At 62.3% G+C, this 25,682-nt stretch carries 20 protein-coding genes; 11 read left to right on the top strand and 9 right to left on the bottom strand.

Translation table 11 applies throughout. The annotated features are described in order from the left end of the window. The first annotated feature begins 5 nt into the window (after positions 1-5). From DD235_RS10180 to lpxC, 4 genes are all read left to right on the top strand, one after another. The gene (locus tag DD235_RS10180) at positions 6-812 is read left to right on the top strand and encodes a cell division protein FtsQ/DivIB (protein ID WP_109061986.1); all 807 of its coding nucleotides are present in this window, start codon (positions 6-8) and stop codon (positions 810-812) included. A gap of 4 nt (positions 813-816) precedes the next feature. Beyond that, complete coding sequence (gene ftsA / locus DD235_RS10185) at positions 817-2,043, top strand: cell division protein FtsA (protein ID WP_109061987.1); 1,227 nt, start codon at positions 817-819, stop codon at positions 2,041-2,043. Between the two features lie 171 nt (positions 2,044-2,214). After that, positions 2,215-3,384: a cell division protein FtsZ gene (ftsZ, locus tag DD235_RS10190; protein WP_109061988.1), complete on the top strand. Its 1,170-nt coding sequence runs from the start codon at positions 2,215-2,217 to the stop codon at positions 3,382-3,384. Positions 3,385-3,519: 135 nt separating this feature from the next. After that, a complete protein-coding gene (gene lpxC / locus DD235_RS10195) occupies positions 3,520-4,443 on the top strand; it encodes a UDP-3-O-acyl-N-acetylglucosamine deacetylase (RefSeq protein ID WP_109061989.1) in 924 nt (307 codons plus the stop codon). A gap of 65 nt (positions 4,444-4,508) precedes the next feature. Here lpxC and DD235_RS10200 read toward each other — a convergent pair whose 3' ends face one another. Then, on the bottom strand, positions 4,509-5,000 hold the full coding sequence (locus DD235_RS10200) for a DciA family protein (protein ID WP_109061990.1): 492 nt from the start codon (positions 4,998-5,000) through the stop codon (positions 4,509-4,511). Between the two features lie 51 nt (positions 5,001-5,051). Here DD235_RS10200 and DD235_RS10205 point away from each other — a divergent pair, with 51 nt between their 5' ends. The 4 genes from DD235_RS10205 (at position 5,052) to DD235_RS10220 (ending at position 12,158) form a co-directional block, all read left to right on the top strand. Next, positions 5,052-6,074 (top strand): M23 family metallopeptidase, encoded by a 1,023-nt coding sequence (locus DD235_RS10205; RefSeq protein ID WP_109061991.1) that lies wholly within the window; start codon positions 5,052-5,054, stop codon positions 6,072-6,074. A 124-nt stretch (positions 6,075-6,198) separates the two neighbouring features. After that, positions 6,199-8,940 carry a preprotein translocase subunit SecA gene (secA, locus tag DD235_RS10210; protein ID WP_109062269.1) on the top strand — a complete coding sequence of 914 codons (2,742 nt, stop codon included), beginning with the start codon at positions 6,199-6,201 and terminating at the stop codon, positions 8,938-8,940. Positions 8,941-9,232: 292 nt separating this feature from the next. Beyond that, positions 9,233-10,996, top strand: coding sequence for a methyl-accepting chemotaxis protein (locus DD235_RS10215; RefSeq protein ID WP_109061992.1), 1,764 nt, complete (start codon positions 9,233-9,235; stop codon positions 10,994-10,996). Positions 10,997-11,066: 70 nt separating this feature from the next. Then, positions 11,067-12,158 carry an FUSC family protein gene (locus tag DD235_RS10220; RefSeq protein WP_109061993.1) on the top strand — a complete coding sequence of 364 codons (1,092 nt, stop codon included), beginning with the start codon at positions 11,067-11,069 and terminating at the stop codon, positions 12,156-12,158. Positions 12,159-12,173: 15 nt separating this feature from the next. On the opposite strand, the gene mgtE is transcribed toward DD235_RS10220, so the two are convergent. From mgtE to DD235_RS10250, 6 genes are all read right to left on the bottom strand, one after another. Further along, positions 12,174-13,637: a magnesium transporter gene (gene mgtE / locus DD235_RS10225; RefSeq protein WP_109061994.1), complete on the bottom strand. Its 1,464-nt coding sequence runs from the start codon at positions 13,635-13,637 to the stop codon at positions 12,174-12,176. Continuing rightward, the gene (locus DD235_RS10230) at positions 13,634-14,050 is read right to left on the bottom strand and encodes an acyl-CoA thioesterase (protein WP_109061995.1); all 417 of its coding nucleotides are present in this window, start codon (positions 14,048-14,050) and stop codon (positions 13,634-13,636) included. The genes mgtE and DD235_RS10230 overlap by 4 nt, the downstream gene beginning before the upstream one ends. Positions 14,051-14,278: 228 nt before the next feature. Further along, complete coding sequence (locus DD235_RS10235; protein ID WP_109061996.1) at positions 14,279-15,274, bottom strand: TRAP transporter substrate-binding protein; 996 nt, start codon at positions 15,272-15,274, stop codon at positions 14,279-14,281. Between the two features lie 298 nt (positions 15,275-15,572). Next, the gene (locus DD235_RS10240) at positions 15,573-16,898 is read right to left on the bottom strand and encodes a TRAP transporter large permease (RefSeq protein ID WP_109061997.1); all 1,326 of its coding nucleotides are present in this window, start codon (positions 16,896-16,898) and stop codon (positions 15,573-15,575) included. After that, the gene (locus tag DD235_RS10245) at positions 16,895-17,524 is read right to left on the bottom strand and encodes a TRAP transporter small permease (protein ID WP_109061998.1); all 630 of its coding nucleotides are present in this window, start codon (positions 17,522-17,524) and stop codon (positions 16,895-16,897) included. The genes DD235_RS10240 and DD235_RS10245 overlap by 4 nt, the downstream gene beginning before the upstream one ends. A 70-nt stretch (positions 17,525-17,594) precedes the next feature. Then, positions 17,595-18,590 carry a TRAP transporter substrate-binding protein gene (locus tag DD235_RS10250; protein WP_109061999.1) on the bottom strand — a complete coding sequence of 332 codons (996 nt, stop codon included), beginning with the start codon at positions 18,588-18,590 and terminating at the stop codon, positions 17,595-17,597. Positions 18,591-18,706: 116 nt separating this feature from the next. On the opposite strand from DD235_RS10250, the gene DD235_RS10255 reads away from it, so the two are divergent. Together DD235_RS10255 and DD235_RS10260 are read left to right on the top strand one after the other, a co-directional pair. After that, positions 18,707-20,710 (top strand): sensor histidine kinase, encoded by a 2,004-nt coding sequence (locus tag DD235_RS10255; RefSeq protein ID WP_109062000.1) that lies wholly within the window; start codon positions 18,707-18,709, stop codon positions 20,708-20,710. A gap of 2 nt (positions 20,711-20,712) precedes the next feature. Continuing rightward, on the top strand, positions 20,713-21,342 hold the full coding sequence (locus DD235_RS10260) for a response regulator transcription factor (protein ID WP_109062001.1): 630 nt from the start codon (positions 20,713-20,715) through the stop codon (positions 21,340-21,342). Between the two features lie 50 nt (positions 21,343-21,392). On the opposite strand, the gene DD235_RS10265 is transcribed toward DD235_RS10260, so the two are convergent. Beyond that, complete coding sequence (locus DD235_RS10265; protein ID WP_109062002.1) at positions 21,393-22,601, bottom strand: M20 aminoacylase family protein; 1,209 nt, start codon at positions 22,599-22,601, stop codon at positions 21,393-21,395. A gap of 61 nt (positions 22,602-22,662) precedes the next feature. Then, positions 22,663-23,535 carry an inositol monophosphatase family protein gene (locus tag DD235_RS10270; protein WP_109062003.1) on the bottom strand — a complete coding sequence of 291 codons (873 nt, stop codon included), beginning with the start codon at positions 23,533-23,535 and terminating at the stop codon, positions 22,663-22,665. Between the two features lie 163 nt (positions 23,536-23,698). Here DD235_RS10270 and mnmC point away from each other — a divergent pair, with 163 nt between their 5' ends. After that, positions 23,699-25,597, top strand: coding sequence for a bifunctional tRNA (5-methylaminomethyl-2-thiouridine)(34)-methyltransferase MnmC2/FAD-dependent 5-carboxymethylaminomethyl-2-thiouridine(34) oxidoreductase MnmC1 (gene mnmC / locus DD235_RS10275; RefSeq protein WP_109062004.1), 1,899 nt, complete (start codon positions 23,699-23,701; stop codon positions 25,595-25,597). The last annotated feature ends 85 nt before the right edge of the window (positions 25,598-25,682 follow it).

Consider the following 25,682-nt stretch of genomic DNA (forward strand, 5'->3'; position numbering starts at 1 on the left):
GACACGTGTGGAACGAAGCCCGAACCATCAACCTGATCGCCAACGCCTTGACGGCGCTGGCCATCCTGCTGTTGGCCGTTGCGACGGTCGGCTGGCTGGTGCAGCGGCCGGCCTTCCAGTTGAGTGCCATCGAGTTGGAGGCCGGGGGCGATGGCGAGTTGCACTATGTCTCGGAGGCTGCCGTGCGGGCAGCCACGGCAGGGCGGTTGCAGGGCAACTTTTTCACCGTGGACCTGGATGCCACGCGGGAGCTGTTCGAAACCGTGCCCTGGGTGCGGCGGGCTTCGGTCCGGCGGGTCTGGCCCAACATCCTGCGCGTGCAGATCGAAGAGCACCAGCCTTTTGCGTTCTGGAACGAGAGCCAGATGATCAATACCTGGGGCGAGGCCTTCACGGCCAACCAGGGCGAGCTGGACGACGATCAGGTTTTGCCGCAACTGGCCGGACCCGAGGGCACCGAGCGGCTGGTGGTGCAACGCTATGCCGAACTGGCGCGCTGGTTCGAGCCGCTGGGGCTGCAGGTGCAAAGCATCGCGCTCAGCCCTCGCTATGCCTGGCAGTCGGCGCTTTCCAACGGCCTGTTGCTCAACCTGGGGCGCGATCCGGGGGCGGAAGCACCCAATCCCCAGGGCGTGACGGGAGCCTTGCCCTTTGCTGCGCGGATTCGCCGCTTCGTGCAGGCATGGCCGGTGGTCCAGAAACAGTTGGGCGCGGAAACCGGCATTTTGCAGGCGGACCTGCGCTACCCGAACGGATTTGCCCTGACGCTGGCCGATCCGCCTGCCACACAACAACCCAAAAACAAACGTTGACGCCATGACTCGTGACATCAAAGACCTGATCGTTGCCCTGGACATCGGCACCAGTAAAGTGGTGGCGGTAGTTGCAGAGGTATTGCCCGGCGGCCGCTTCGAAGTGCTTGGCCTGGGCCAGCACGAGTCGCACGGCATGCGCAAGGGCGTGGTCGTGAACATCGAGACCACGGTCAACTCCATCCAGCGCGCGCTCGAAGAGGCCGAGCTGATGGCCGATTGCAAGATCCGTGACGTCTATACCGGCATTGCCGGCAACCATATCCGCAGCTTCAACTCCAGCGGCATGGTGGCGGTCAAAGACAAGGAAGTCACGGCGACCGATGTGGCGCGGGTGATCGAGACGGCCAAGGCCGTCAATATTCCGACCGATCAGCAGGTGCTGCATGTGCTGACGCAGGAATTCATCGTCGATGGACAGGAAGATATCCGCGAGCCGATCGGCATGAGCGGCCTGCGCCTGGAGGTGCGGGTGCACATCGTGACCGGTGCAGTCAGTGCCGCCCAGAATATCGTCAAATGCGTGCGCCGCTGCGGCCTGGAAGTGCAGGATCTGATCCTGCAGCCGCTGGCCTCCAGCCTGGCCTGCCTGACGCCCGACGAGAAAGAGCTGGGTGTGGTGCTGGTCGATATCGGTGGTGGTACCACCGACGTGGCGATCTTCACTGGCGGCGCGATTCGCCATACCGCCGTGATCCCGATCGCCGGCGACCAGATCACCAACGATATCGCCGCCATGCTGCGTACGCCCACGCCTGATGCCGAAGATCTCAAGCTGTGTTTCGGTGTGGCCAAGCAGATCCTGGTCAGTCCCGACGAGACAGTGGAAGTCTCCGGTCTGGGCGACCGCGAGACGCGCCGGGTCAAGCGCCAGGCACTGGGCGCGGTGATCGAACCGCGTGTGGAAGAACTGTTCTCGCTCGTACAGCAGGTGATCCGCGAATCCGGCTATGACGACCTGGTGGCTTCGGGCATCGTGCTGACAGGTGGAACGTCGCAGATGCCGGGGCTGGTCGAGCTGGCCGAGGATGTGTTCCTCAAGCCGGTGCGGGTGGCCGTGCCGGAATACGAAGGCAGCCTGGCCGATGTGATGCGCAATCCACGCTTCTCGACGGTGATGGGCCTGCTGGCCGAGGCACGCATGCAGCGCCTGCGTGGCCGTCATGTGGCGCAGCAGAATGGCAGTTTCAAGAGGATTCTGACCCGCATGAAGGAATGGTTCATGAATTGATGCGGGACCGTGCAGAAACGTGTTGCCGAATGGCCGGCGGCGATGCGCAAAGGAAGACGCCTGTGGCGTTTTTCACTGGGGATGGCACGAAGGACTCTGTGTCCACCGTGCCGATAGCAAGTAGTTGGCCGTCAGGAGATTTGATTATTTCGACTTTGTGAGGGAGTCACTATGATGAACTTTGAAATGCTGGACAACAATACGAAGGGCACCGTGATCAAGGTAGTCGGGGTCGGCGGTGCCGGTGGCAACGCGATCTCGCACATGATGCGTGGTGGTGTGGGTGGCGTCGATTTCGTGTGCGCCAATACCGATGCGCAGGCACTGGTTGCCAGCGGTGCGCCGGTGCAGATTCGCCTCGGCCGTACCGGCTTGGGTGCCGGTGCCAAGCCCGAACAGGGCCGTGCCGCAGCAGAAACGGCACGCGAGGAAATCCGTGCGGCGCTCAATGGTGCGCATATGGTGTTCATTACTGCCGGCATGGGTGGCGGTACGGGTACCGGTGCAGCACCTGTCGTGGCCGAAGTCGCCAAGGAACTGGGCATCCTGACCGTGGGTGTGGTCACCAAGCCGTTCTGCTTCGAGGGCAGCAAGCGCATGCGTCTGGCCGAAGAGGGTATCAATGATCTGTCGCGTCATGTGCATTCGCTGATCGTGGTGCTCAACGAGAAGCTGTATGACCTGATGGATGAGGATGCGACCCAGGAAGACTGCTTCAAGAGCGCGGACGACGTGCTGCACAATGCCTGCGCCGGGATCGCCGAGATCATCAATGTCGAAGGCAATGTGAACGTCGACTTCGAGGACGTGAAGACCATCATGGGCGAGCAGGGCCAGGCGATGATGGGCACTGCCGTGGCCAAGGGTCAGGATCGTGCCAAGGTGGCGGCCGAGCAGGCAATTGCGTGCCCGCTGCTGGAAGGCATCGACCTCAATGGTGCGCGTGGCGTGCTGGTCAACATCACGGCAAGCCGTTCGCTTAAGATGCGCGAAACCCGCGAAATCATGGACACCATTCGCGTACATGCCTCCGAGGATGCCACCGTGATCTTCGGTACGGCCTACGACGAAAGCATGGGCGATGACCTGCGTGTGACCGTGGTCGCGACGGGGCTGGGCCGTGCGGTATCGCGCCCGCAGCTGGTGCATGATGTCGAAACGGCAGTGCGTACCGGTACCGACGATATGCCGGTGGCGCAGCAACCGCAAGGTGGCCTGGAAATCCCGACCGTGATCCGCATGCGCGAGCGTGGCCAGGCAACTGCCCAGGTGCGCGCCATGGAAACGGCTGGCATGGACCATTTCGACATTCCGGCCTTCCTGCGCAAGCAGGCGGATTGAACTTAACGGTTCAGATCCGTTCCAACTCTCTCACTCGCCATCGCGTTGCGTCCCCCAGGCGCGGCGTGATGGCCGGGTTGTCGCGTCACGGCAGTAACGGCGCTACAATCCGATTTTGCGTTTTTTACATTGCCCATGTTTCGACAGCGCACTATCCAGAATATCGTTCGCACGACAGGTGTTGGCCTCCACTCCGGTCTTCGGGTCGAACTGGTGCTGCGTCCGGCCGCGCCGGACACCGGCATCGTGTTCCATCGCGTGGATCTGCCCGAGGTGGTGGATCTCCCCGCGCAGGCGCACATGGTGCACGATACGCGTCTGGCTTCCGTGCTGCAGCAGGGCAATGTGCGTGTTTCCACGGTCGAACACCTGATGTCGGCCCTGGCAGGTCTGGGCATTGATAACATCCATATCGACCTGACTGCCGAAGAAGTTCCCATCATGGACGGCAGCGCCGGTACCTTCGTGTACCTGCTGCGTTCCGCCGGGCTGGTCGAGCAGTCGGCACCCAAGCGGTTCCTCAAGATTCTCAAACCGGTCGAAGTCCGCGAAGGCGAAGGCCCCAAGGCCAAGTGGGCGCGCCTGGAGCCCTACGACGGCTATGCTCTGAATTTTTCCATCGATTTTCGCCATCCGGCCATTGATTCGACCGCCAGCTTCGCCGAAATCGATTTCGCCCGGCATTCGTATGTGCGCGAAGTGGCGCGTGCGCGCACCTTCGGTTTCGTCAACGAAGTCGAGGCGCTGCGTTCGATGGGACTGGCCCGTGGCGGCAGTCTCGACAACGCCATCGTCATGGACGAATACCGTGTGCTCAATGCCGACGGGCTGCGTTACGAAGACGAGTTCGTCAAGCACAAGATTCTCGACGCGATCGGCGATCTGTATCTGATCGGCCACCCGCTGGTGGCGCGCTATGTCGCCAGCAAGTCCGGCCACGGCCTCAACAACCAGCTGGCGCGTGCCGTGCTGGCGCGCCAGGATGCCTGGGAGCTTGTGTCCTATACATCCGATGAGAACGTCCCGGTGACTTTCCAGCGGGACTGGAAGTTCGCCTGATCCTGCGCGGGTCGGGTATGCAGCAACCGGTGCCTGGCACCGGATCGTAGCCGGGCGAAGGCCTTTCAGGTCTTGTTTCCGGTGCCGTGATGCGTCAGCAGACGGGCCACGGCATCGGCCAGTTCTCCTGGCTGCAATTGGTCATGCAACTGCTGGAATGCATCCAGCGCCTGTGGCCCCAGGGGCGTGACCGATTTGGGGGGGCGAGACGCAGGATGCAGGACGGCCGTGAGGCCTGCCTGGACCTGTACGCGGATCTCGCCGACCTGCCATCCGCCTGCCTGCAGCTTCTGTGCAAGCGAAGGGGCCATCTGTCTGAGCTTGGCCGCATGTGCCGGGCCGGGTACGGCCAGGACCAGTTGCTGTGCATCGACGCGGGCAATGCGGATGTCGGCACCGAAGCCGGTGGGCAGCAGTTGTGCCAGTGCCTGTTCGAGCCGCAGGTGATACTGCGCCATTGCCATGACATTGGCGGCGCGCTGGTCGTGGCCCAGCCAGCCGGTGACGGTATGGCCGGAAGAACGGGCAGGGAATCGGCCGGGAACACGACGGGTCATGGATACAGTCAATATGAACAGAGTGCAGGACAGGCAGGAATGAAAATAGCGATGCGCATTAGCCGGTCTGGACGGGCCGGACGCTGGAAACTGAGCGGCATGCCGCTGGTGCTGGTCATGGCGCTGGCGCTTCTGGCTTCGGCCGCAGCCGGTGCGCTGTTGCAGCGTCACTATGATAAGCCAGTTCAGGTCGGTACGGGTTTGCGCTTCCAGGCGACCGAGGATCTGGGGCGTGATGCGTCGTTCGTGCGTGAAAATGTCAATTTGCTGGCAGCCCGGGTGGGTGTGCTGGAAGCCCAGTTGCTCAACATCGATGCCATGTCGCAGCGCGTGGCGCGCATGGCCGACATTCCCTATGTCAAGGTCGATGACCTGACGGCTGCGCCCCTCAGCGAGGGCCAGATCATGGATGAGCCGCCGATGGACTGGGAACACGCCGGTGCGGGTGATGGTCTGGATACCATCGATGGGATGGCTGCTAGCAATGGTGCAGAACGTTCTGCGCAGTCGCTGGGCCGGGAGCTGGACAGCCTGGTGGAGCGTCTGGATGTGCACAAGGACCGACTGGCGTTGTTCGAAGCCGCGCTGGCCTATCGCGAGGCGGATCGGGTGCGCCTGCCCACGACCATGCCGGTCAAGAATTATCCGTATCTCTCTTCTTCCTATGGCTGGCGTCGCAATCCGGTGACGGGGCGCTATGCCATGCACGAAGGTCTGGACTTTTCCGCGCCGCGTGAAACGCCCATCGTGGCTGCGGCCAGCGGCATGGTGATCGAGGCCGAGTTCAGCAGTGGCTACGGCAATATGGTCGTCATCGATCATGGTCATGGCCTGATTACGCGCTATGCGCATGCTTCCAAGCTGCTGGTCAAGCCGGGTGACTTGATCGAGCGCGGCCAGGAAATCGCCAAGGTCGGCTCTACCGGCCGCTCTACCGGCCCGCATCTGCACTTCGAAGTGCGGATGGCAGGGCAGCCGCTTGATCCCAAGCTGTTCCTGGCCGCTGCCGACAGCCCCGTGAAAATGGCGGATGCCATCGGCATGGTGACGCCGGAAGCGGCTGCGCTGAATTGACGCTACCGGCCGGCTGAGCCGTTAGCCCGTGCAGGCCTCCCGATGGGCCTGCAACGAAGCCCTCCCTGGTTGCGGTACACTGGTGTGTTTTCTGCGATCATCCGCCAACTACATCGAAGCCAGCATGGTATCTCTGCTCAAAAAACTTATCGGCAGCCGCAATGACCGACTGCTCAAACAGTATCGCAAGCAGGTCGCGCAGATCAATGCGCTCGAAAGTTCCGTCGCCGCATTGAGCGACGAGGCGCTCAGCGCCAAGACGGCCGAGTTCCAGGCACGTCACCAGAAAGGTGAGTCGCTGGATGCGTTGTTGCCCGAGGCGTTCGCGGTCGTGCGCGAATCCGGCAAGCGCGTGTTCGGCATGCGTCACTTCGACGTGCAACTGATCGGTGGCATGGTGCTGCACCAGGGCAAGATCGCCGAAATGCGCACGGGTGAGGGCAAGACCCTGATGGCGACGCTGCCTGCCTACCTGAATGCCATCTCGGGCAAGGGTGTGCATGTGGTGACCGTCAATGACTACCTGGCACGCCGTGATGCCGAGTGGATGGGACGCCTGTATCGCTTTCTGGGCCTGTCGGTCGGCGTGGTGGTGCCGCAGCAACCCAACGACGAAAAAAAGGCTGCCTATCAGGCCGACATCACCTATGGCACCAACAACGAATTCGGTTTCGACTACCTGCGCGACAACATGGAGTACCGTGCCGAGGATCGGCGCCAGCGTGTCCTGAATTTCGCCGTGGTCGATGAGGTCGACTCCATCCTGATCGACGAGGCGCGTACGCCGCTGATCATCTCCGGCCAGGCTGAAGACCATACCGAAATGTACATTCGCATGAATGTCGTACCCGGTATGCTCACCCGCATGGCAGGCGAACCCAAGCCGCACGAGCCGGAACCCGAAGGCGACTTCTGGGTAGATGAAAAGGCGCAGCAGATTCACCTGTCGGAAGCCGGCCATGAAAAGGCCGAGGCCACCCTGACCCAGCTCGGGCTGCTGCCCGAGGGCGAGTCGTTGTACGACCCGCGCTACATCACGCTGCTGCATCACCTGATGGCATCGCTGCGGGCGCACAACCTGTTCCACCGTGACCAGCACTATGTGGTGCAGTCGGGTGAAGTGATCATTGTTGATGAGTTTACCGGGCGCCTGATGACAGGGCGGCGCTGGTCCGACGGCCTGCACCAGGCGGTCGAGGCCAAGGAAGGCGTGAAGATCCAGAACGAGAACCAGACCCTGGCCTCGATCACCTTCCAGAACTACTTCCGCATGTATGCCAAGCTGGCCGGCATGACCGGTACGGCGGATACCGAAGCCTACGAATTCCAGGAAATCTACGGTCTCGAGACGGTCATTATCCCGACCAACCGGCCGATGGTTCGTATCGACCAGAACGATCAGATTTTCAAGACCGACCAGGAAAAATACAACGCCATCCTGGCCGACATCCGTGATTGCCACGAGCGTGGCCAGCCGGTACTGGTCGGTACCACCAGCATCGAAAACTCCGAACTGCTGGCGGAAATGCTCAAGAAGGCCAAGCTGCCGCATGAGGTGCTCAATGCCAAGCAGCATGCCCGCGAAGCCATGATTGTGGCCGAGGCCGGCAAGCCCGGTCACATCACCATCGCCACCAACATGGCCGGTCGTGGTACCGACATCGTGCTGGGGGGCAGTATCGACAAGCAGGTCGACCTGATCATGGCCGACGAAACGCTGAGCGAAGCGGAAAAGCAGGCTCGCGTCGCCCAGGTCAAGGATGAGTGGAAACCGGCCAACGAGCAGGTCAAGGCCGCTGGCGGCCTGCGCATCATCGGTACCGAGCGTCACGAGTCGCGTCGTATCGACAACCAACTGCGTGGTCGTGCTGGGCGCCAGGGCGATCCTGGTTCGTCGCGTTTCTACCTGTCGCTCGATGATTCGCTGATGCGCATCTTCGCGGGTGACCGCGTGCGCGCCATCATGGAACGCCTGCGCCTGCCCGAAGGTGAACCGATCGAGGCCGGCATGGTCACGCGTTCGATCGAATCGGCGCAACGCAAGGTCGAGGGCCGAAACTTCGATATCCGCAAGCAACTGCTCGAATACGACGATGTTGCCAACGACCAGCGCAAGGTGCTGTATGGTCAGCGCAATGAAGTGCTGGAGGCGCAGTCTGCGGCCGATATGGTCGAGAATCTGCGCGATGCGACCTTCGAAGAACTGGTCCGTCGCTATGTGCCAGCCGACTCGGTGGAGGAACAGTGGGATATCGAAGGCCTCGAAAAGGCGCTGCGCAATGAGTGGCAGCTTGATCTGCCGCTGGCAGACATGCTGTCCAAGGAAACCAGCCTGACCGACGATGATCTGCTGGAGCGTGTCCTGACTGCTGCCCGCGAAGCCTATCAGACCAAGGTCGAGCGCGTGGGCGTCGAAATGTGGGGGCAGTTCAAGCGCTCCATCCTGCTTCAGGCCATCGATGCCCAGTGGCGCGAGCACTTGGCCTCGCTGGATCACTTGCGTCAGGGGATCCACCTGCGCGGCTATGCGCAGAAGAATCCCAAGCAGGAGTACAAACGCGAAGCCTTCGAACTGTTCTCCAACATGTTGGATCGCATCCGCATGGACGTGGTAAAGGTGCTGATGACAGTACGTATCCAGTCAGCCGAGCAGGTCGAGCAGGCCGAGGCGCAGGCCGCTCAGCCCGCCGTGCAGAATGTGCAGGAACATCATTCGCTGGACTACGACGAGGCGTTGGGGGCCGAGGCAGGATTGCCGCCAGGTGCCGAGCATGACTTGCAGGGGCTGCCGAAGGTGGGTCGCAACGAGCCCTGCCCTTGCGGCAGTGGCAAGAAATTCAAGCACTGCCACGGGCGACTGGCCTGAAAACCATCGCGACAAGATGGCTTCATAAAAAAAACAATAATGGCAACACTGTTTTCAGTGAATGATGAATGGGAGGCGAAAGCCTCCCATTTTTTATGCGTGCCACAAGGGATGAATAATTTTGGAATCGATGCGACCGCAGGTGCGGCCGGTCTGGCTTGGAGGCCTATGGGTTTTATTTCATTCCTGATGTTTTGCATGTTGGTGTGTGTGGTTTTCATGTGGTGGTCTTTGGTCGCGAATTTCCTGCCGTCTCATTGATCACCCCCTTTGTGGCTATTGTTGTATTGCTATGTTCAATCTGAAAAATATAAAACTGGGCAAGCTGCTCGGTCTCGGTTTTGCCTCCCTTATCGTATTGGCCCTGGCTCTGGCGCTGGTCGGGCGTGTGCAGTTGGATCGCCTGAGCGAAGAGATTGTGCTGCTGGAGACCGATCATCTCGCCAAGGTGGCATGGGTGCAGAAAATGTCTTCGAATCTCGATGGTGCCGCAATTGCCATCCGGAATATGTTGCTGACGTCCGATGTCCAGAAAATGGAAGCGGAAAAGCGCTGGTTTGAAAATGCCAGCGCAGAAAACATTGACCTCCTGAAAAAAATGGAGGCGACGATGCTGTCGGAACGGGGCAAGGAGCTGTTTGGCAAACTGACCCAGACGCGAGTTGTCTATCTGGAGATATTTCGCAGGTTGCTGACGCATGCCTTGGCGCAGGAGTCCTATCAAGGACGCAAGGTACTTGAGCAAGAGTTGCAGCCGGCACAGGCGGTCTATTTTGGTGTGCTTGAGCAGATTGACCAGTATCAGCGGCAGAGAGTGTCCGACCTGGTGAATCTGGTCGAGGCCCAGGCTGCCTTGGCGAGCAGGATCATGCTGGCTCTGGCCCTGGCGGCAGCGCTGCTGGGGGCAGGGATTGCGTGGTGGATTACCCGTCGTATCAAGCGCCAGCTTGGCGGTGAGCCTGCCTATGCAGCGGAGATAGCCCAGCAGGTCGCCAACGGCAATCTGGCGATTCGGGTGCGGATCGAAGAGGGGGACGAGAGCAGTGTGCTGGCCGCGATGGAGTCCATGCGAGCCAATCTGGCCAGAATGGTCAATGATGTGCGGCGCAGCAGCGAATCGATTGCGACCGGTGCTCGCCAGGTCGCGGCCGGCAGTGCCGACCTGAGCCAGCGTACGGAAGCCCAGGCGGCCAATCTTGAACAGACTGCGGCCTCCATGGAGGAGATGAACTCAACCATTCGCCAGAATGCCGATACGGTGCATGCCGCTTCTGAACTGGCGAACCAGGCGAGTGCGACGGCCGCCCAGGGCGGCATGGTGGTGGGAAATGTGGTCGAAACCATGGGTGAAATCTCTACCAGTTCGCGCAAGATCAGCGACATCATCAGTGTGATTGACTCGATTGCATTCCAGACCAATATTCTTGCCTTGAATGCGGCGGTAGAGGCGGCCCGTGCAGGCGAGCAGGGGCGTGGTTTTGCTGTCGTGGCGGCAGAGGTGAGGACGTTGGCGCAGAAGTCCGCGCAGGCTGCGCGTGAAATCAAGGCATTGATCGAGGATAGTGTGTCGCGCGTGGAAACCGGGTCCCGTCTGGTGAGCGAGGCGGGCGTGACGATTGACCAGATCGTATCCCAGGCCGGTCGTGTGGCAGAACTGATCACGGAAATCGGTACTGCGACGCATGAGCAGACACAAGGCATTTCCCAGGTCAGTGATGCGGTGAATCAACTGGATCAGGTCACGCAGCAAAATGCTGCCCTGGTCGAGGAGTCCACTGCGGCAGCCGGGAGCCTGCAGGATCAGGCGGCACAACTGGTACAACTTGTCAGTATCTTCAGGCTGGCAGAGGGGCAGTCTCCTGTTCAGGCGTTGGCTCCGCGACGTTCGGCTCCTGCAGCCCGACCTGTTGTACCATCTCATGCTGGTGCGCAGGCCAAGACGACAGTCTCGGAGCGCTCGCCCCGTGCCTCGGCCAAACTCGCTTCCCCTGCTGCATCCAAGGCAGGGGTGGCGTCCAATCCGGCAAGTGAAGATACGGATTGGGATACCTTCTGAGTGCATGGGTTTGTTCAATGCGGTGAGTGGTAGACCGTTCACCGCAGGCGTATTCGGATAGGAGTGTCGCATGCCTGTATCAGCCAATACCTCCCAGCATGAGGTGCATGGGCAAGGCCTGTTGCACATGAAGCCGGCGACGTGGCGATGGAGCCGTGCCATACGTGCCGCATTCTCCATCGGCTTGCCATTCGCTGTCGGGCTTGCGCTGGGTGACATCATGACGGGTATGTGGATCGCCATGGGATGCCTGATGATGGCGACTGGGGAGCGTTATGGCCCCTATCGCGAGGTTTGCCTGACGCTTGCCGTCTCTGCGCCGATTGGTGCGCTCGGTTACCTGGCAGGCTATCTGGGGCTGTTGCCGTGGTGGCTGGTAGTGCTGTTCATGGCGCTGATCGGGCTGGGGGCCGGCTTCTTGAACAGCCGGGGGCGCATGCTGTCGATCGGCACGCTGCAAACCCTGCTGGTCGCATCAATTGCCCTGGGTGTGCCGGCCATCGCGCCTTTCTGGGAACCTGCGGTGCTGTACCTGGTCGGTGCCGCTTTTTACGCATTGCTGTTGGGCGCAGAAATCCTGGTGCGTGGCTGGCATGCCCAGGATGTCTCTGAGACTGCTACGGTCGCTACTGCCGCGCCTGTGGCGGCTGCAACGTCATCTCGGCCTGAGACATCTGTCGGCGGGGCAGTGCAACAGGCGCTGGCGCTGGCGCTGGCGCTGTGCCTGGGCGTGGCCTACAGCGCTCGCTGGCTGGACAGTTCACCCCATTGGTTCTGGATTCCACTGACTGTCGGGCTGGTGATGAAGCCCGATTTTGGTTCCATCTATGACCGTGCCCTGCAGCGCATCATCGGTACAGTCGTGGGGGTGATCATCGGTGCCCTGGTTCTGGCTGTGGTGCCCAAGGGCTATCTGTTTGTGCTGATCATGGCATTGCTGGCCGGTGTCCTGCCCTGGGCCATGCAGCGTTCGTACATTCTGCAGGCGGTTTTCCTGACGCCGCTGATCCTGATGCTGGTCGATGTGATCGTACCCGGTACGGGCAGTGTGGATGACGCCCTGCAGCGTTTGCTCGATACCGTGATCGGTGGCGTCATTGTGATCCTGCTGGGTTGTTTGCCCTGGCGGCATGCCAGCCGGGTATCGAAAGCCCGGCCTTGATCCTGCTTGACCGGCTCAGAGCAGGAACAGTGTCGCCAGCCCCAGGAAAATGAAAAACCCCAGCGAGTCGGTCGCGAACGTCAGCAATACTGACGAGCCCATGGCGGGATCCTTGCCGAAGCGGGCACGCAGCATGGGGACCAGCACGCCGATGGTAGTCCCCACCAGCATGTTGCAGACCATGGCTGCCATCATGACCAGCGCTACCGGGATCGACCGGGAAATCAGCCAGGCGAACAAGGCGGCACCGACACTGCCGCACAGGCCGACCAGCACGGTAATGGTCATTTCGCGCTTGACCAGTTGCCAGACGTTGTGACCGGTGATCCTGCCCATGGCCAGGGCACGGATGATCATGGTCATGGTCTGGTTGCCGGAGTTGCCACCAATGCCGGCAACGATCGACATCAGGAAGGCCAGCACCACGATGTGGCTGACGGTGTCTTCGAACTGCGAGGCCACGAATGCTGCCGTGGCTGCCGTACAGAGGTTGAGGAACAGCCAGGGGGCGCGGTTGCGCAACGCCATGCCGACTGGCGCGAAGATGTCCTCTTCCTGCATACCGGCACGTGACAGGGCCTGTTCTTCGGAGTCTTCGCGGATCACGTCCACCACCTCGGAGATGGTGACGCGGCCGACCAGGCGACCCTGGTCATCGACCACAGGGGCTGAGACCAGATCGTAGCGTTCGAATGCCCGTGCCGCATCGGCATCGGAGTCGAGCGGACTGAGCGACAGATAGTCGGGACTCAGGACATCCTGTACCTTGGACTTGAGATCTCCTACCAGCAGGCGCGAGAGCGACAGCGTGCCCTGCAGGCGACCCTGCCGGTCCACCACGAAAATCTGGTCGGTATGGTCTGGCAGTTCGCGCATGCGGCGCAGGTAGCGCAGCACGGCCTTGAGGGTGGTGTCCTCGCGCACCCGGACCATGTCGAAGTCCATGATGGCACCGACGCTGTCCTCGGGGTAGCCCATGGCCTCGATCAACTGGGCGCGCTCGTCTTCGGTCAGGCCCTTCTGGACCTCGGCCACCACGTCGGGCGGCAGGTCGGGCGCGAGGTCGGCCAGTTCGTCTGCATCGAGGGTTTCGGTCGCGGCCACCAGGTCCTGGCGGTCCATGGCCTCGATCAGCGATTCGCGAACCCAGTCATCGACTTCGAGCAGCACGTCGGCATCGTGTTCGGTGCCGACCAGTTGCCAAACGGCCTGGCGCTCGGTCTTGGGCAGGGACTCCAGGATAAAGGCGATGTCGGCGGGATGGAGGTCATCCAGCAGTGCCTTGATTTCGCTTTCGTGCTGGCGCTGGACCACGGACTCGACCAGACCGGCGCGTTCGTCGCCAGCTTCCTGACGGTGGACCAGATCAGAGACCAGTTGCTGGCGGTGCAGCACATCCTGGATGCGTGTCAGTGCCTCTTGCGCATCCTCAGGGTCGAGGCGGCGCAACGGGCGGGTGATGATTTCTTCCTGCGTCATGGGGCGATCGACTCCAGCGGTGGCAGGGGACGTCGCTGACGGCTGTCGTCGGTGGCGACATAGGTCAGCGTGGCTTCCGTGACCTGAACAATGCTGCCGTCCTGGCGCTGTGCATAGACCTCGACCTCGACCGTGATCGAGGTGGTACCCGTACGGATGACGTCGGCATAGAAACTGAGCAGGTCGCCGACGAATACCGGCTGGCGAAACTGGATGGCATTGACGGCGACGGTGGCCACCCGCCCGCGCGCGCGGCGGTAGGCCGGGATGGCACCCGCGATGTCGAGCTGGGCCATGATCCAGCCACCGAATACGTCGCCGTGGAAGTTGGCGTCGGTCGGCATGGGCATCATGCGTAACACGGGGTCACGGTCGGCGGGCAGGACAGTTCGGGATTCGCTGGCAGCAGTCATGGCCGACTCCGGTATCGAGGGCGGGCAGGCCCACCACGCGTGGCCTGCTCCTGTATTGGGCAGCCCATCATTTTAACCGAGCCGATAGGTCAATTCCATGAAAGAAAATGCACGCCATAAGGCGTGCATGGTGGCTGCCTGCCTCTGTGGTATCGGGCAGGCGATGATCAGTATGCCGCAGCGGGGCAGGTGAGCGCTGCGGGTGACTACCGCCCCGTGCGTGCTGGGCTAGCGGCCCAGCGCCTGGTAGACGGCGTCGATGGTTTCCTGGCCGATGCGGGAAGCCATTTCCTGGTGGACGGGTTCCAGCGTTTCGATCCATTGCTGGCGTTCTGCATCCGTCATCTCATGGAAGTTGGTCTTGCGGGTTGCCTGCATGGCGAGCAGCGCGGCATCGTTTTCCTGTTGGGCTATGTCGTTGGCATACGTCGTTGCCTCGGCCATGGCCTTTTCCAGGTTGGCGCGCACGTCGGCCGGCAGCTCATCCCAGAATTTCTTGTTGACGATCACCGCATAGCCGATATAACCGTGGTCGGAAAGGGTGGCATGCTTCTGCACATCGTAGACCTGCTGGGTATACATGTTCGACGGCGTGTTTTCCGAGCCGTCGACCACGCCGGTCTGCATGGCTTGGTAGACCTCGGAGAAGGCCATCATCTGCGGTACGGCATCAAGCGCTCGCATCTGGGATTCGAGCACTTTGGAGGATTGGATGCGCATCTTCAGGCCGAAGAAGTCATCCGGTGTATGCATGGACCGGTTGGCACTCATGATCTTGAAGCCGTTGTCCCAGTAGGCCAGGCCGGTGATGCCCTTGGGCTGGAGTTTGTCCAGCAGGTTCTTGCCGACTTCGCCGTCGGTGACTTTGCGCAGGTCTTCCTTGCTGCGGAAGATGTAGGGCAGGTCGAACACTTCGAACTCGCGCACGCCCAGCGGGCCGAACTTGGACAGCGACGGAGCCAGCATCTGGACGGCACCCAGTTGCAGGGCTTCGAGTTCTTCCTTGTCCTTGTAGAGCTGCGAGTTGGGATAGACCTCGACCTTGACCTTGCCGTCGGTGTATTGCTCGGCCAGTTCCTTGAAGCGGTCGGCACCCTTGCCCTTGGGCGTGTCGGGAGCGACGACGTGGCTGAACTTGATGATGATGGGGGCGTCCTGGGCCTGGGCGAGCGGCCCGGCGCAAAATAGCGCGGCGGTCAGGCCTGCGGTAATCAAGCGTTTCATGTGTGTCTCCAATATGTTTTTGCATTCAGGGTGTGGCCCTGTGTGCCTGCCTGTGGCGGCATTGAAGACAGCGTAAAGGAGGCGTTGGGGCTTTCCTATTGTGGATGTCACGAATCGGGTATTCCCGGCTGAGGGGATTCGAAAGGCAGGCTTTGGAAAAACTGAATGCTCTACCTGCTTGCGGGTCAAGCGATGTGGAGGGGCACAACGAAAATGCGCCCCACAGAGGAGGCGCATCGTGTTGCCGCTCGCTGATCCGAGCCTGCCGTCGCAACGGCGGGGCCGGATCTGCTCGCGATTACATCCAGCCGGTCAGGCGTGGCAGCCAGAGCGTGATTTCCGGGATGAACGTGATCATCATCAGGAAGATCAGCCCCGTGATCAGCCATGGGAAGGTTGCCTTGGTGACATCTGTCAGCCCCAGCTTGGATATGCTGGATGCCACGTACAGGTTCAACCCTACGGGTGGGGTCGCCAGACCGATTTCCATGTTTACCACCAGCATGATGCCGAAGTGCACCGGGTCGATGCCCAGCTTCATGGCGACGGGGAACAGGATGGGGGCCATGATCAGGATCAGGCCGGACGGCTCCATCACCATGCCGATGATCAGCAACAGCACGTTGACGAACAGCAGGAAGGCCACCACACCCAAGCCCTGCTCGACGATCCAGGCGGCAATACCCTGCGGAATCTGCTCGGAGGTCAGGATGAAGGCGAACATCACGGCGTTGGTGATGATGTACAGCAGCATCGCGCTCATCGCAGCCGAATCGAGCACGATCTTCTTGACGTCGCGCAGTTTGATGTCCTTGTACACGAACACGGCGATGATGAAGGCGTACACGGCGCTCATGGCGGCGGCTTCGGTGGGGGTGAACACGCCGCTGTAGATCCCGCCCATCACGATGATGACCAGCATCAGGCCCCAGACCGATTCCCGGAACGCCTGCCAGCGCTCACCCCAGCTGGCCTTGGGCTGGCGGGGGTAGTTGTGCTTCCAGGCACGGTACATGGTGGTCACGCCCAGCATGAAGGCCAGGATCAGACCCGGTACCACGCCGGCAATGAACAACTGGCCGATGGAGGCTGAGGCGATACGTTCGCCATCCGGGCCTTCGACCATCATGCCGCTGGTGGCGACGGCGTACATCACCATCACGATCGACGGCGGCAGCAGGATGCCCAGGCCGCCCGAGGTGGCCACGATGCCGGTGCCGAACTTGGCGGGAAAGCCCTGCTTGACCATGGCAGGCATGATGATGGAGCCGATTGCCGCCACGGTAGCCGGTGAGGAGCCGGAGATCGAGGCGAACAGCGCGCAGGCCAGCACGGCGGCCAGGCCCAGGCCGCCGGGCAAGTGGCCGACCATCGAGGTGGCAAACCGGATCATCCGTTTGGCCACCCCCCCGTGGGTGAGGAAGCTGCCCGCCAGGATAAAGAACGGGATGGCCATGATTTCGAATTTCTCGATCCCGGTGAACAGCTTGAGCGCGATGCTGTCCATGGGCACATTGGTCATGGTGAAGAGGAAGGTCATCACCGTGAGGCCCAGCGCGATCGAGACCGGCATGCCGGTCAGCAGCAGCACCAGCAGCAACAGGAAAATGATCAGGGTATTCATGCTTTTGCTGCCTCCGGTTTGAGCAGTTCTTCTTCAAGCTCTTCCTGCATGCCATGCCCGTGATGCGGCAGGCCGCCGGTGCGCAGGTAAGTGACCAGGGTCTGCAGGAAGCGGAAGCACATCAGCGCTGAACCTGCGGGCACGGCCAGATAGACGATCCACATCTCGATTTCAAGGTCGGGCGAGACGGTGCCGGTCTTGGCGATGTCCCAGGTGAAGCTGCCGCCGATCCAGGCGACGATGGCGGTGAACAGGACACCCGCCAGGATGGAGATGACGATCAGGGTCTTGCGCAGGGGCGGCGAGACCATATTGACCAGGACATCGACCCCGACGTGGATGCCCAGGCGCACGCCGTAGGCGGCACCGAACTTGGCCATCCAGACAAACAGGTAGATACAGAGTTCCTGGGCCCAGAGCAGATTGATGCCGCTCAGGCTGCGATAGGCCGAGCGAGCCTGCTGCTGCAGCCAGGGATAGTCATTCTGGCGACTCCAGCCGATCAGGTCGGCGATCAGGCCGATCGAATAGCGCTGGCAGACGGCGATGAAGATGATGACCACGGCCGATATCATCAGCAGCGAGATCAGGTTCTCTTCGAAGCGATCGAGAATTTTTGAAAACATGGGAGACTCCGGGAGTCAGCCGCAGGACTGCCAGGCATGGCAGTCCTGCGTTGCGACGGCAAGGCAGGGATCAGCGGCCCAGGGCGCTGTTGACGGCGTCGATGGTGCTCTGGCCGATGCGCGAGGCCATTTCCTTGTGCACGGGCTCGAGTGCGGCAATCCATTCCTGGCGCTCTGCGTCGCTCAGTTCATGGAAGGTGGTCTTGCCGGAAGCGCGCATGGCGGCCAGCGAATCGTCGTTTTCCTGTTGGGCGATGTCGTTGGCGTAGGCGGTTGCCTCGGCCATGGCCTTTTCCAGGTTGGCGCGCACGTCGGCAGGCAGTTCGTCCCAGAACTTCTTGTTGACGATGACTGCGTAGCCCAGATAGCCGTGGTCGGACAGCGTGGCGTGCTTTTGCACTTCATGCATCTTCTGGGTGAACATGTTCGACGGCGGGTTCTCGGTGCCATCGACCACGCCGGTCTGCAGGGCCTGGTAGACCTCGGAGAAGGCCATCACCTGCGGCACGGCATCGAGCGCCTTCATTTGCGATTCGAGCACCTTGGAGGACTGGATGCGCATCTTCAGGCCCAGGAAATCGTCGGGGGTCTGCAGCGGGCTGTTGGCGCTCATGATCTTGAAGCCGTTGTCCCAGTAGGCCAGGCCGGTGATGCCCTTGGGCTGGAGCTTGTCCAACAGGCCCTGGCCAACTTCGCCGTCAGTGATCTTGCGCAGGTCTTCCTTGTTCTGGAAGATGTAGGGCAGGTCGAAGACTTCGAATTCACGCACGCCCAGTGGGCCGAACTTGGCCAGCGACGGAGCCAGCATCTGGACGGCACCCAGTTGCAGGGCTTCGAGTTCTTCCTTGTCCTTGTAGAGTTGCGAGTTGGGATAAACCTCGACCTTGACCTTGCCGTCGGTGTATTGCTCGGCCAGTTGCTTGAAGCGGTCGGCACCCTTGCCCTTGGGCGTGTCGGGCGACACGACGTGGCTGAATTTGATGATGATGGGGGCGTCCTGGGCGAAGCTGGCGGCACTGGTGCAGAGTGCGGCGGCGGCCAGGCCTGCTGCGAAAATACGCTTCATGTGTTTCCTCCGATAATAATTTTAGGGTTATCCCTTATGTGTATTGCCGGCCTTTAGGCACGACAGAGCGCGAGAATAGAGGCAATAATCCTCTTTTGCTATTGTGGAAATCCGAAGTGCCGGTCAACCTTCCCGCGCAGTCACGCTCATCCGATCCGGGTACGCCTTCTCAGGGCGGGGCTGTCGTCGCCATCATTCCGATTATTGCGATCCTGCTGATCGTGGCGCTGATTGCCGCGTTCATGTGGATGAATGAGCGCGATATCAGGGTGGAGCAACGCGAAAAACTGGTGCGCGATACCCTGTGGGTCGAGCAGACGCTGCGTTTCCAGCTCGAAAGCCATGAAAGTAATCTCTACCGGCTGGCTGCCGAGATGGGGCAGTCTGCCGAGCTGCCGGCCAATACCCTGGCGCGGGCACGCCATATGGAAGCCAACCATGCCGAACTGGTCTATATCGCCCTGCGTCGCATCGACGGCACGCTCGATGCCATTGCACCCGTAGGTGATCCGGGGTTGCAGGAAGACATGGCGATGCTGCCCACGGTCGGCGTGCCGCCACGCACACAGGGGCAGCCCAGCCGGGCCCAGTGGAGCCCGCCGGTCTTCGTGCGGGGGCGTTTGCTGTCTGTGCTGCGGTTGCCGGTGTTCAGCGAGCACAATGTGCCGCTCGGGACGCTGGAGGCCGTGCTGTCGCTGGGCAATCTGCTGCGCGCCAACGTGCCCTGGTGGATCGGTGAGCGCTATCAGGTATCGCTGACCAGCGTAGGGGGCGATACTCTGGTCAGCAAGTCGAATGCCCAGGCCGACAGCAGCGCCGCCTATACGATGGCGTTCGATCCGCCATTCAGCGGCCTGTTCCTGACGCTGTCGCCCTTCGAAGCCAGCGAGGATGGGCGGTTGCAGCAGACCCTGCTGTCGGTGATTCTGGGGCTGACCCTGCTGGCCGTGGTCAACCTCTGGATGCAGCGTCGCCACCTCAAGTTGCGTATCCGTGCCGAGCAGGCACTGCGGCGCGAGCAGGTATTCCGCAAGGCGATGGAGGATTCGATCACAGTCGGCCTGCGCGCCCGCGACCTGGAGGGACGCATCATTTACGTCAATCCGGCCTTTGCCCGCATGGTGGGCTGGGAGCCGGGCGAAATCATCGGCCGCTCGCCACCCATGCCGTGGTGGCAACCGGACCTCATCTCCGAAACGCTGGAGCGTCATCGCAACCTGGGGCAGGTGCCGACCGCACACAGCTTCGAGACGGTATTCCGGCGGCGTGACGGCAAGGCGCTCGATGTCATGGTGTACGAGGCACCGCTGATCGATGCCGGTGGCACGCATGTGGGCTGGATGGCTTCGATCATCGATGTGTCCGACAGGCGCCGCGCGGAAGAGCAGGCCAGCCAGCAGGCCGACCGGCTACAGCAGACCGGCCGGCTGATCACCATGGGCGAAATGGCTTCCACGCTGGCGCATGAACTCAACCAGCCGCTGGCCGCCATCGCCAGTTATGCTGCCGGCTGTCTGAACATGCTGCAACGTGAACCGGTCGATCATGCACGCTTGCACACCACGCTTGAGAACCTGGCGGGACAGAACCGTCGGGCCGGTCAGATCATTCGCCGTATCCATGATTTCGTGCGCAAGCGGGAGCCCGAGCGCGAGGATTGCGATCTGGTCCGACTGGTCGAGGATACGGTGGCCTTCGCTGCCCTGGATGCGCGTCGTTCCGGTGTCCGGCTGGCCTTCGAGGCGACGCAGACACACTTGGCCGTCAGTGTCGATCCGGTACTGATCGAGCAGGTTCTGCTCAACCTGATCCGCAATGCCACCGAGGCCATGCAGGACGTGGCGGGGCCGGACAAGTTGGTGCGGGTCAGCGTCGAGCGCCATGAAGAGCGGGCGCTGGTGGCCGTGGCCGACATGGGGCATGGTATTGCACCCGAGGTCATGGAGCGGGTGTTCATGCCGTTTGTGACGACCAAGGCGGTGGGCATGGGGATGGGGCTCAATATCTGTCGCTCGATCCTGGAGATCCATCAGGGGCATCTCTGGTTCGAAGCCGGTGCGTCAGGGGGGGCGACTTTCCTGTTTTCGCTGCCCTGCGCACCGGGTGTGGAGGAGGGATAGGGATGGATCAGCAACAAAACGGGCAGGAACTGGTGCAGGTCGTCGATGATGACCCGGCCATTCGCGACTCGCTCGAATGGCTGCTCTACTCGCGCGGCGTCAGCAGTCAATTATGGCCGTCTGGCGAGGCCTTTATCGAAGGCTGGACGCCGGAATTGAAGGGCTGCATCCTGCTGGATATCCGCATGAATGAAATGTCCGGCCTGGAGGTGTTCAACTGGCTGCTGGCCAGGAAGGCACCGCAACCCGTGGTGTTTCTGACTGGCCATGGTGATCTGCCGCTGGCCGTCGAGGCACTCAAGCGCGGTGCCGCCGATTTCATCGAGAAGCCGTTCAATGACAATGACCTGGTGGATCGTGTCCTCAGCGCCATCCGCAAGGGCGAGGCACGGCTGGATCGCTATCGCCGCGAGCAGGAACGCGATACGCGGCTTGCCACGCTGTCGGCACGCGAGGTCGATGTGTTGCAGAAGGTGCTGCTGGGGCTGCTCAACAAACAGATCGCCGATGAGCTGACTATTTCGATGCGCACGGTGGAAGTCCACCGTGCACGTGTGCTCGAGAAAATGGGTGTGCGCAACGTGGTCGAACTGGCCCGGTTGTTCGGGCCGGAGGACGGCCAGGGCGGCTGATTGATGTTTGCCGGCCAGTGCAGGATGCGTGTCCTGGCCAGACGTGTCGATCAACGTGCCGGCGGTTGCGCCAGGCGATGCTGGGCCAGTCGCACCCAGTAGGTGGCCCCCAGGGGGATCAGGTCGTCATTGAAATCGTAGCTGCCATTGTGCAGCATGCAGGGACCGGCACCCGCGCCGGCCTCGCGGTGCGTGCCATCGCCATTGCCCAGCCAGACATAGCTGCCCGGCTTGTGGCGCAGCATGAAGGCGAAGTCTTCGGCACCCATCGACGGTTCGACCTGGGTGATGACCTGCTCGGGGCCTGCCAGTGCCGTCAGAACGTCCGCACAGACCGCCGTTTCGATGGCATCGTTGACGGTAGGCGGGTAGTTGCGCTCGAAACGCAGTCGCGCCTTGCAGCCCAGGGCCAGCCCGGTATGCTCGACGATTTCGCCCATGCGCCGCTCGATCAGGTCCAGCGTGACATCGGTAAACGTGCGTACGGTGCCGCGCAGGATGGCTTCGTTGGGCACCACGTTGTAGGCACTGCCGGTATGGATCTGGGTCACGCTGAGCACGGCAGCATCAAGCGGATTGCGATTGCGCGTGACGATGCTCTGCAGCGCCTGGGCGATCTGTACGGCTGCCATGACGGGATCGATACCCAGGTGCGGCATGCCTGCATGTGCACCCTTGCCTTCGATCACGATATCGAACTCGTTGCTGGAGGCCATGATGGGCCCGCTCGACAGGCCGAAGCTGCCGACCGGCATGCCGGGCCAGTTGTGCATGCCGAATACGGCATCCATCGGGCAACGCTCGAACAGGCCATCCTGCACCATGCGCTCGGCACCCGCACCCCCTTCTTCGGCAGGCTGGAATATGGCATAGACCGTGCCGGCAAAGTCGGGATGCTGCGCCAGGTAGCGTGCAGCCGACAGCAGCGTGACCGTATGGCCATCGTGGCCACAGCCGTGCATCTTGCCGGGGATGGTGCTGGCATGGGCGAAGGTGTTGACCTCCTGCATGGGCAGAGCATCCATGTCGGCACGCAGGCCGATGGCGCGGCCATTGTCTGGCTGGTTGCCCTTGATGACACCGACCACACCGGTGCCGGCCAGACCTCGGATCACGGGGATGCCCCAGGCCGTCAGCCGGTCAGCGATCAGGCCGGAGGTGCGGTGTTCTTCGTAGCCCAGTTCGGGATGGGCGTGGATGTCGCGCCGGAGGGCAGCCATCTCGGCTTGCCAGCCGACGATCGGTTCGAGCAGTTGCATGGCGTTCGGAACAAAGACTATCGGATGGATATTATGCCCGAGTGCCACGCACTGCGGACACTTATCCCCGTTGCAGGTAAGGTTCGACCATGCCGCACAGCAAGGGGTGCAGGTGGCGGCCGCCGCTGATCACGTCGCCCTTGATGGGCCAGGGATCGCGCCCGCGCAGGTCGGTGGCGATGCCGCCGGCCTCGCGTACCAGCAGTGTGCCGGCGGCCACGTCCCAGGGGGCGAGGCCCAGCTCCCAGTAGCCGTCGAAGCGGCCGCAGGCGACCCAGGCCAGGTCCAGGGCGGCCGCGCCCAGCCGGCGTACGCCGCGGGTCTGGTGGATCGCCTGATCCAGCATGGGCATGTATTCGTCGGCAAAGGAAAAATCGCGGAACGGCAGGCCCGTTGCCAGCAGGGCGTCTGCCAGTGCATCGGTGCGCGAGCACTGTACTCGCTGGCTGTTCAGGCGGGTACCGCCGCCATGCACGGCGGTGAACATCTCTTCGCGGCTGGGATCGTAGACGACAGCCACCACGGGGGTGTCCTCGGTGACGACGACATCAGGGGCGATGGCAGTGCCGGCATGGGCGATCAGCGCAATCGAGACGGCATAGTGCGGGATGCCGTGCAGGAAATTGGTGGTGCCGTCGAGCGGGTCGATGTACCAGGTGGCCTGGCCATGTGTCTGTCCGCCGGTTTCTTCGGCAATCAGACCGTATTGCGGGGTGAGGCGGGTCAGGATATCGACAATGGTCTGCTCGGCGTCGCGGTCTGCCTGCGATACCAGGTCGTTGCGCGCCTTGTGGTCAATGATCAGGTCGGCGCGGCGGTAGGCGTGGGCCTGCAGGATGGCGGCACCGGCATGGGCCGCCTGTGTGGCCGCGTCCAGCGCCTGGGGCAGGTTGAGTGCAGCGTTCAGGCTGGTCGTGGAAACGGTATCGGTCATGGATGCATCCTGAAGGGAATAACGGATCCTGATAGTGTACGCGTCTGTCGTGACAGTTTGAGGGCAGACAATTGAGGCGGGACAACGCCAGCGTGACGTGAAGGGGGTAAAGTGCGAGTCTTCCCTCACTGGACGGCACAGGTGTGCCGGATGCAAGCACTCCATGGCCGGACCCTATATCCCTCTCGAACCCGCCACGCCTGCCTTTGACGATGCAGGTACGCCCTACAGCGACCGCTATGGCGATGTCTACCACACCGTGCATGGTGCCCTGGCACAGGCTGAGCATGTATTCATCCGGGGCAATGGTCTGCCGGAGCGCTGGCAGGGGCGCGCCTCGTTCACGGTCTGCGAGACCGGCTTCGGTCTCGGGCTGAACTTCCTGGCGCTGTGGCGGCGCTGGCGTGACGATCCGGCGCGACCACAGCGCCTGCACATGATTTCCATTGAGGCGCACCCGTTTCGCCGGGCTGATCTGACTGCGTTGCAGCAGGCCTGCGTGCCGCCGGAGTTGGCTGGGCTGGCGGCGCAGTTGCAGGCTCAGTGGCCAACGCTGCTGCCGGGTCTGCACCGGCTGGAGTTCGAGGGCGGCGCACTGACCCTGACGCTGGCCTTCGGGCGTGCCGAGGTGCTGGCGGGGCAGATCCTGGCGCAGGTCGATGCCTATTTCCTGGATGGCTTTGCACCGTCGCGCAATCCGGATATGTGGGATAGCGAGATGCTGCATCGGCTGACCCGACGCTGTGCGCCGGATGCCACGGCTGCGACCTGGTCCAGTGCCGGGGCCGTGCGGCGGGCGCTGGAGACGGCCGGTTTCGAGGTGCAGCGCCAGCCAGGCTTTGGCGGCAAGCGTGAAATGACCGTGGCGCAGCGACGGGCGCACGACTGGAATGGTCGACCGTCTTCTGGCGCGCAGATTGTTGCGCATCGGGCCAGTGGCGAGCGCCATGCGATTGTGGTTGGGGGCGGCCTGGCGGGGGCCGGGGTGGCGCAGGCGCTGGCCCTGCGCGGCTGGCGCGTCACGGTGCTCGATCATGATCTGGCCCGCCATGACGGGCATATCGCTGCTGCGCTGACGCCCGCCATTTCCAAGGATGACAATATCCGTGCCCGCCTGTCGCGAGCTGGTAGCCAACGTGCCCTGCGACGCTGGATGGCGTTGCCGCCAGAGGCACGGCCGCTGCACTGCGGGACGGTGCAGGTGCATGGTGAAAACCTCAAGCGGGCCGCGCCGCAGGATGTGGTGCCCGCCCTGGCGTTTCCCCCGGAATGGGTGCGTGCGGTCAGCCGTGAAGAAGGGAGCGAACTGGCGGGGCTGCCACTGACGCAGGCCGGCCTGTTTTTTGCAGACGGTCTGCGCGTGCAGCCCGATGCACTGTGCCGTGCACTGCTGGCCACGCCGGGCGTGGAGGTGGTGTCGGCGCAGGTGGCGCAGATACGTGGTCCAGAGGCTGCCGACAAATGGCAGGCGCTGGATGCAGGCGGGCAGGTGATTGCGCAGGCCGATACACTGGTGCTGGCCAATGGCCTTGCAGTGCAGGGCCTGCTGGCGCAAGCCGGCTTGCTGGCAGGCCTGCCGGACATGGCTGGCATGTTCACCATGGCGGGTGAAATCGTATTGCTGGAGGCGGGGCTGCTCAAGGCTGCGCCGCGCTGCGTGGTATCGGGCAATGGTTATTTCCTGCCGGCGCTGGGCGGAGTCTGTGCGCTGGGCACGACGTATCTGCCGCATCAGGTCGAAGCTGGCGTGTCGCTGCAGGGACAACACGAGATCATGGAGAAGATCCAGTCGGTCATTGGCCAGCCGCTGTTGCAGGCCGGAATCCAGCCACCGGGCCGGGATGGCCTGTGGCCGGGCTGGGCGGGCTGGCGGGTCGTGATGCCGGGTCGCCTGCCGGCCATCGGTCCGGTGCCGGGGGCGGCCGGATTGTGGGTGGCGACGGGCTATGCCTCGATGGGTGTGACCTGGTCGGCGCTGGCCGGCGATGTGATCGGCAGCCTGCTGGAGGGAGAACCGGTGCCGCTGGAGCAGGAGCTGTTGCAGGCCATCGCGCCGCGCTGAAGGCACCCTGGCGCATGCCTGCAGACGGGGTCCGGGAGCGTTTTATCTGCACGCAGACCGGATACGAGTTTATTTTAGTGGCCAA

Origin of the sequence: Corticimicrobacter populi, from assembly GCF_003123725.1 — a bacterium.
In the GTDB taxonomy this organism is placed as follows: domain Bacteria; phylum Pseudomonadota; class Gammaproteobacteria; order Burkholderiales; family Burkholderiaceae_B; genus Corticimicrobacter; species Corticimicrobacter populi.

Excerpts from the sequence above, each read along its gene's own strand:
- ftsA (WP_109061987.1), top strand. The coding sequence starts at position 817 with ATGACTCGTGACATCAAAGACCTGATCGTTGCCCTGGACATCGGCACC.
- ftsZ (WP_109061988.1), top strand. The coding sequence starts at position 2,215 with ATGATGAACTTTGAAATGCTGGACAACAATACGAAGGGCACCGTGATC.
- lpxC (WP_109061989.1), top strand. The coding sequence starts at position 3,520 with ATGTTTCGACAGCGCACTATCCAGAATATCGTTCGCACGACAGGTGTT.
- DD235_RS10200 (WP_109061990.1), bottom strand. The coding sequence starts at position 5,000 with ATGACCCGTCGTGTTCCCGGCCGATTCCCTGCCCGTTCTTCCGGCCAT.
- DD235_RS10205 (WP_109061991.1), top strand. The coding sequence starts at position 5,052 with ATGCGCATTAGCCGGTCTGGACGGGCCGGACGCTGGAAACTGAGCGGC.
- secA (WP_109062269.1), top strand. The coding sequence starts at position 6,199 with ATGGTATCTCTGCTCAAAAAACTTATCGGCAGCCGCAATGACCGACTG.
- DD235_RS10215 (WP_109061992.1), top strand. The coding sequence starts at position 9,233 with ATGTTCAATCTGAAAAATATAAAACTGGGCAAGCTGCTCGGTCTCGGT.
- DD235_RS10220 (WP_109061993.1), top strand. The coding sequence starts at position 11,067 with ATGCCTGTATCAGCCAATACCTCCCAGCATGAGGTGCATGGGCAAGGC.
- mgtE (WP_109061994.1), bottom strand. The coding sequence starts at position 13,637 with ATGACGCAGGAAGAAATCATCACCCGCCCGTTGCGCCGCCTCGACCCT.
- DD235_RS10230 (WP_109061995.1), bottom strand. The coding sequence starts at position 14,050 with ATGACTGCTGCCAGCGAATCCCGAACTGTCCTGCCCGCCGACCGTGAC.
- DD235_RS10235 (WP_109061996.1), bottom strand. The coding sequence starts at position 15,274 with ATGAAACGCTTGATTACCGCAGGCCTGACCGCCGCGCTATTTTGCGCC.
- DD235_RS10240 (WP_109061997.1), bottom strand. The coding sequence starts at position 16,898 with ATGAATACCCTGATCATTTTCCTGTTGCTGCTGGTGCTGCTGCTGACC.
- DD235_RS10245 (WP_109061998.1), bottom strand. The coding sequence starts at position 17,524 with ATGTTTTCAAAAATTCTCGATCGCTTCGAAGAGAACCTGATCTCGCTG.
- DD235_RS10250 (WP_109061999.1), bottom strand. The coding sequence starts at position 18,590 with ATGAAGCGTATTTTCGCAGCAGGCCTGGCCGCCGCCGCACTCTGCACC.
- DD235_RS10260 (WP_109062001.1), top strand. The coding sequence starts at position 20,713 with ATGGATCAGCAACAAAACGGGCAGGAACTGGTGCAGGTCGTCGATGAT.
- DD235_RS10265 (WP_109062002.1), bottom strand. The coding sequence starts at position 22,601 with ATGCAACTGCTCGAACCGATCGTCGGCTGGCAAGCCGAGATGGCTGCC.
- DD235_RS10270 (WP_109062003.1), bottom strand. The coding sequence starts at position 23,535 with ATGACCGATACCGTTTCCACGACCAGCCTGAACGCTGCACTCAACCTG.
- mnmC (WP_109062004.1), top strand. The coding sequence starts at position 23,699 with ATGGCCGGACCCTATATCCCTCTCGAACCCGCCACGCCTGCCTTTGAC.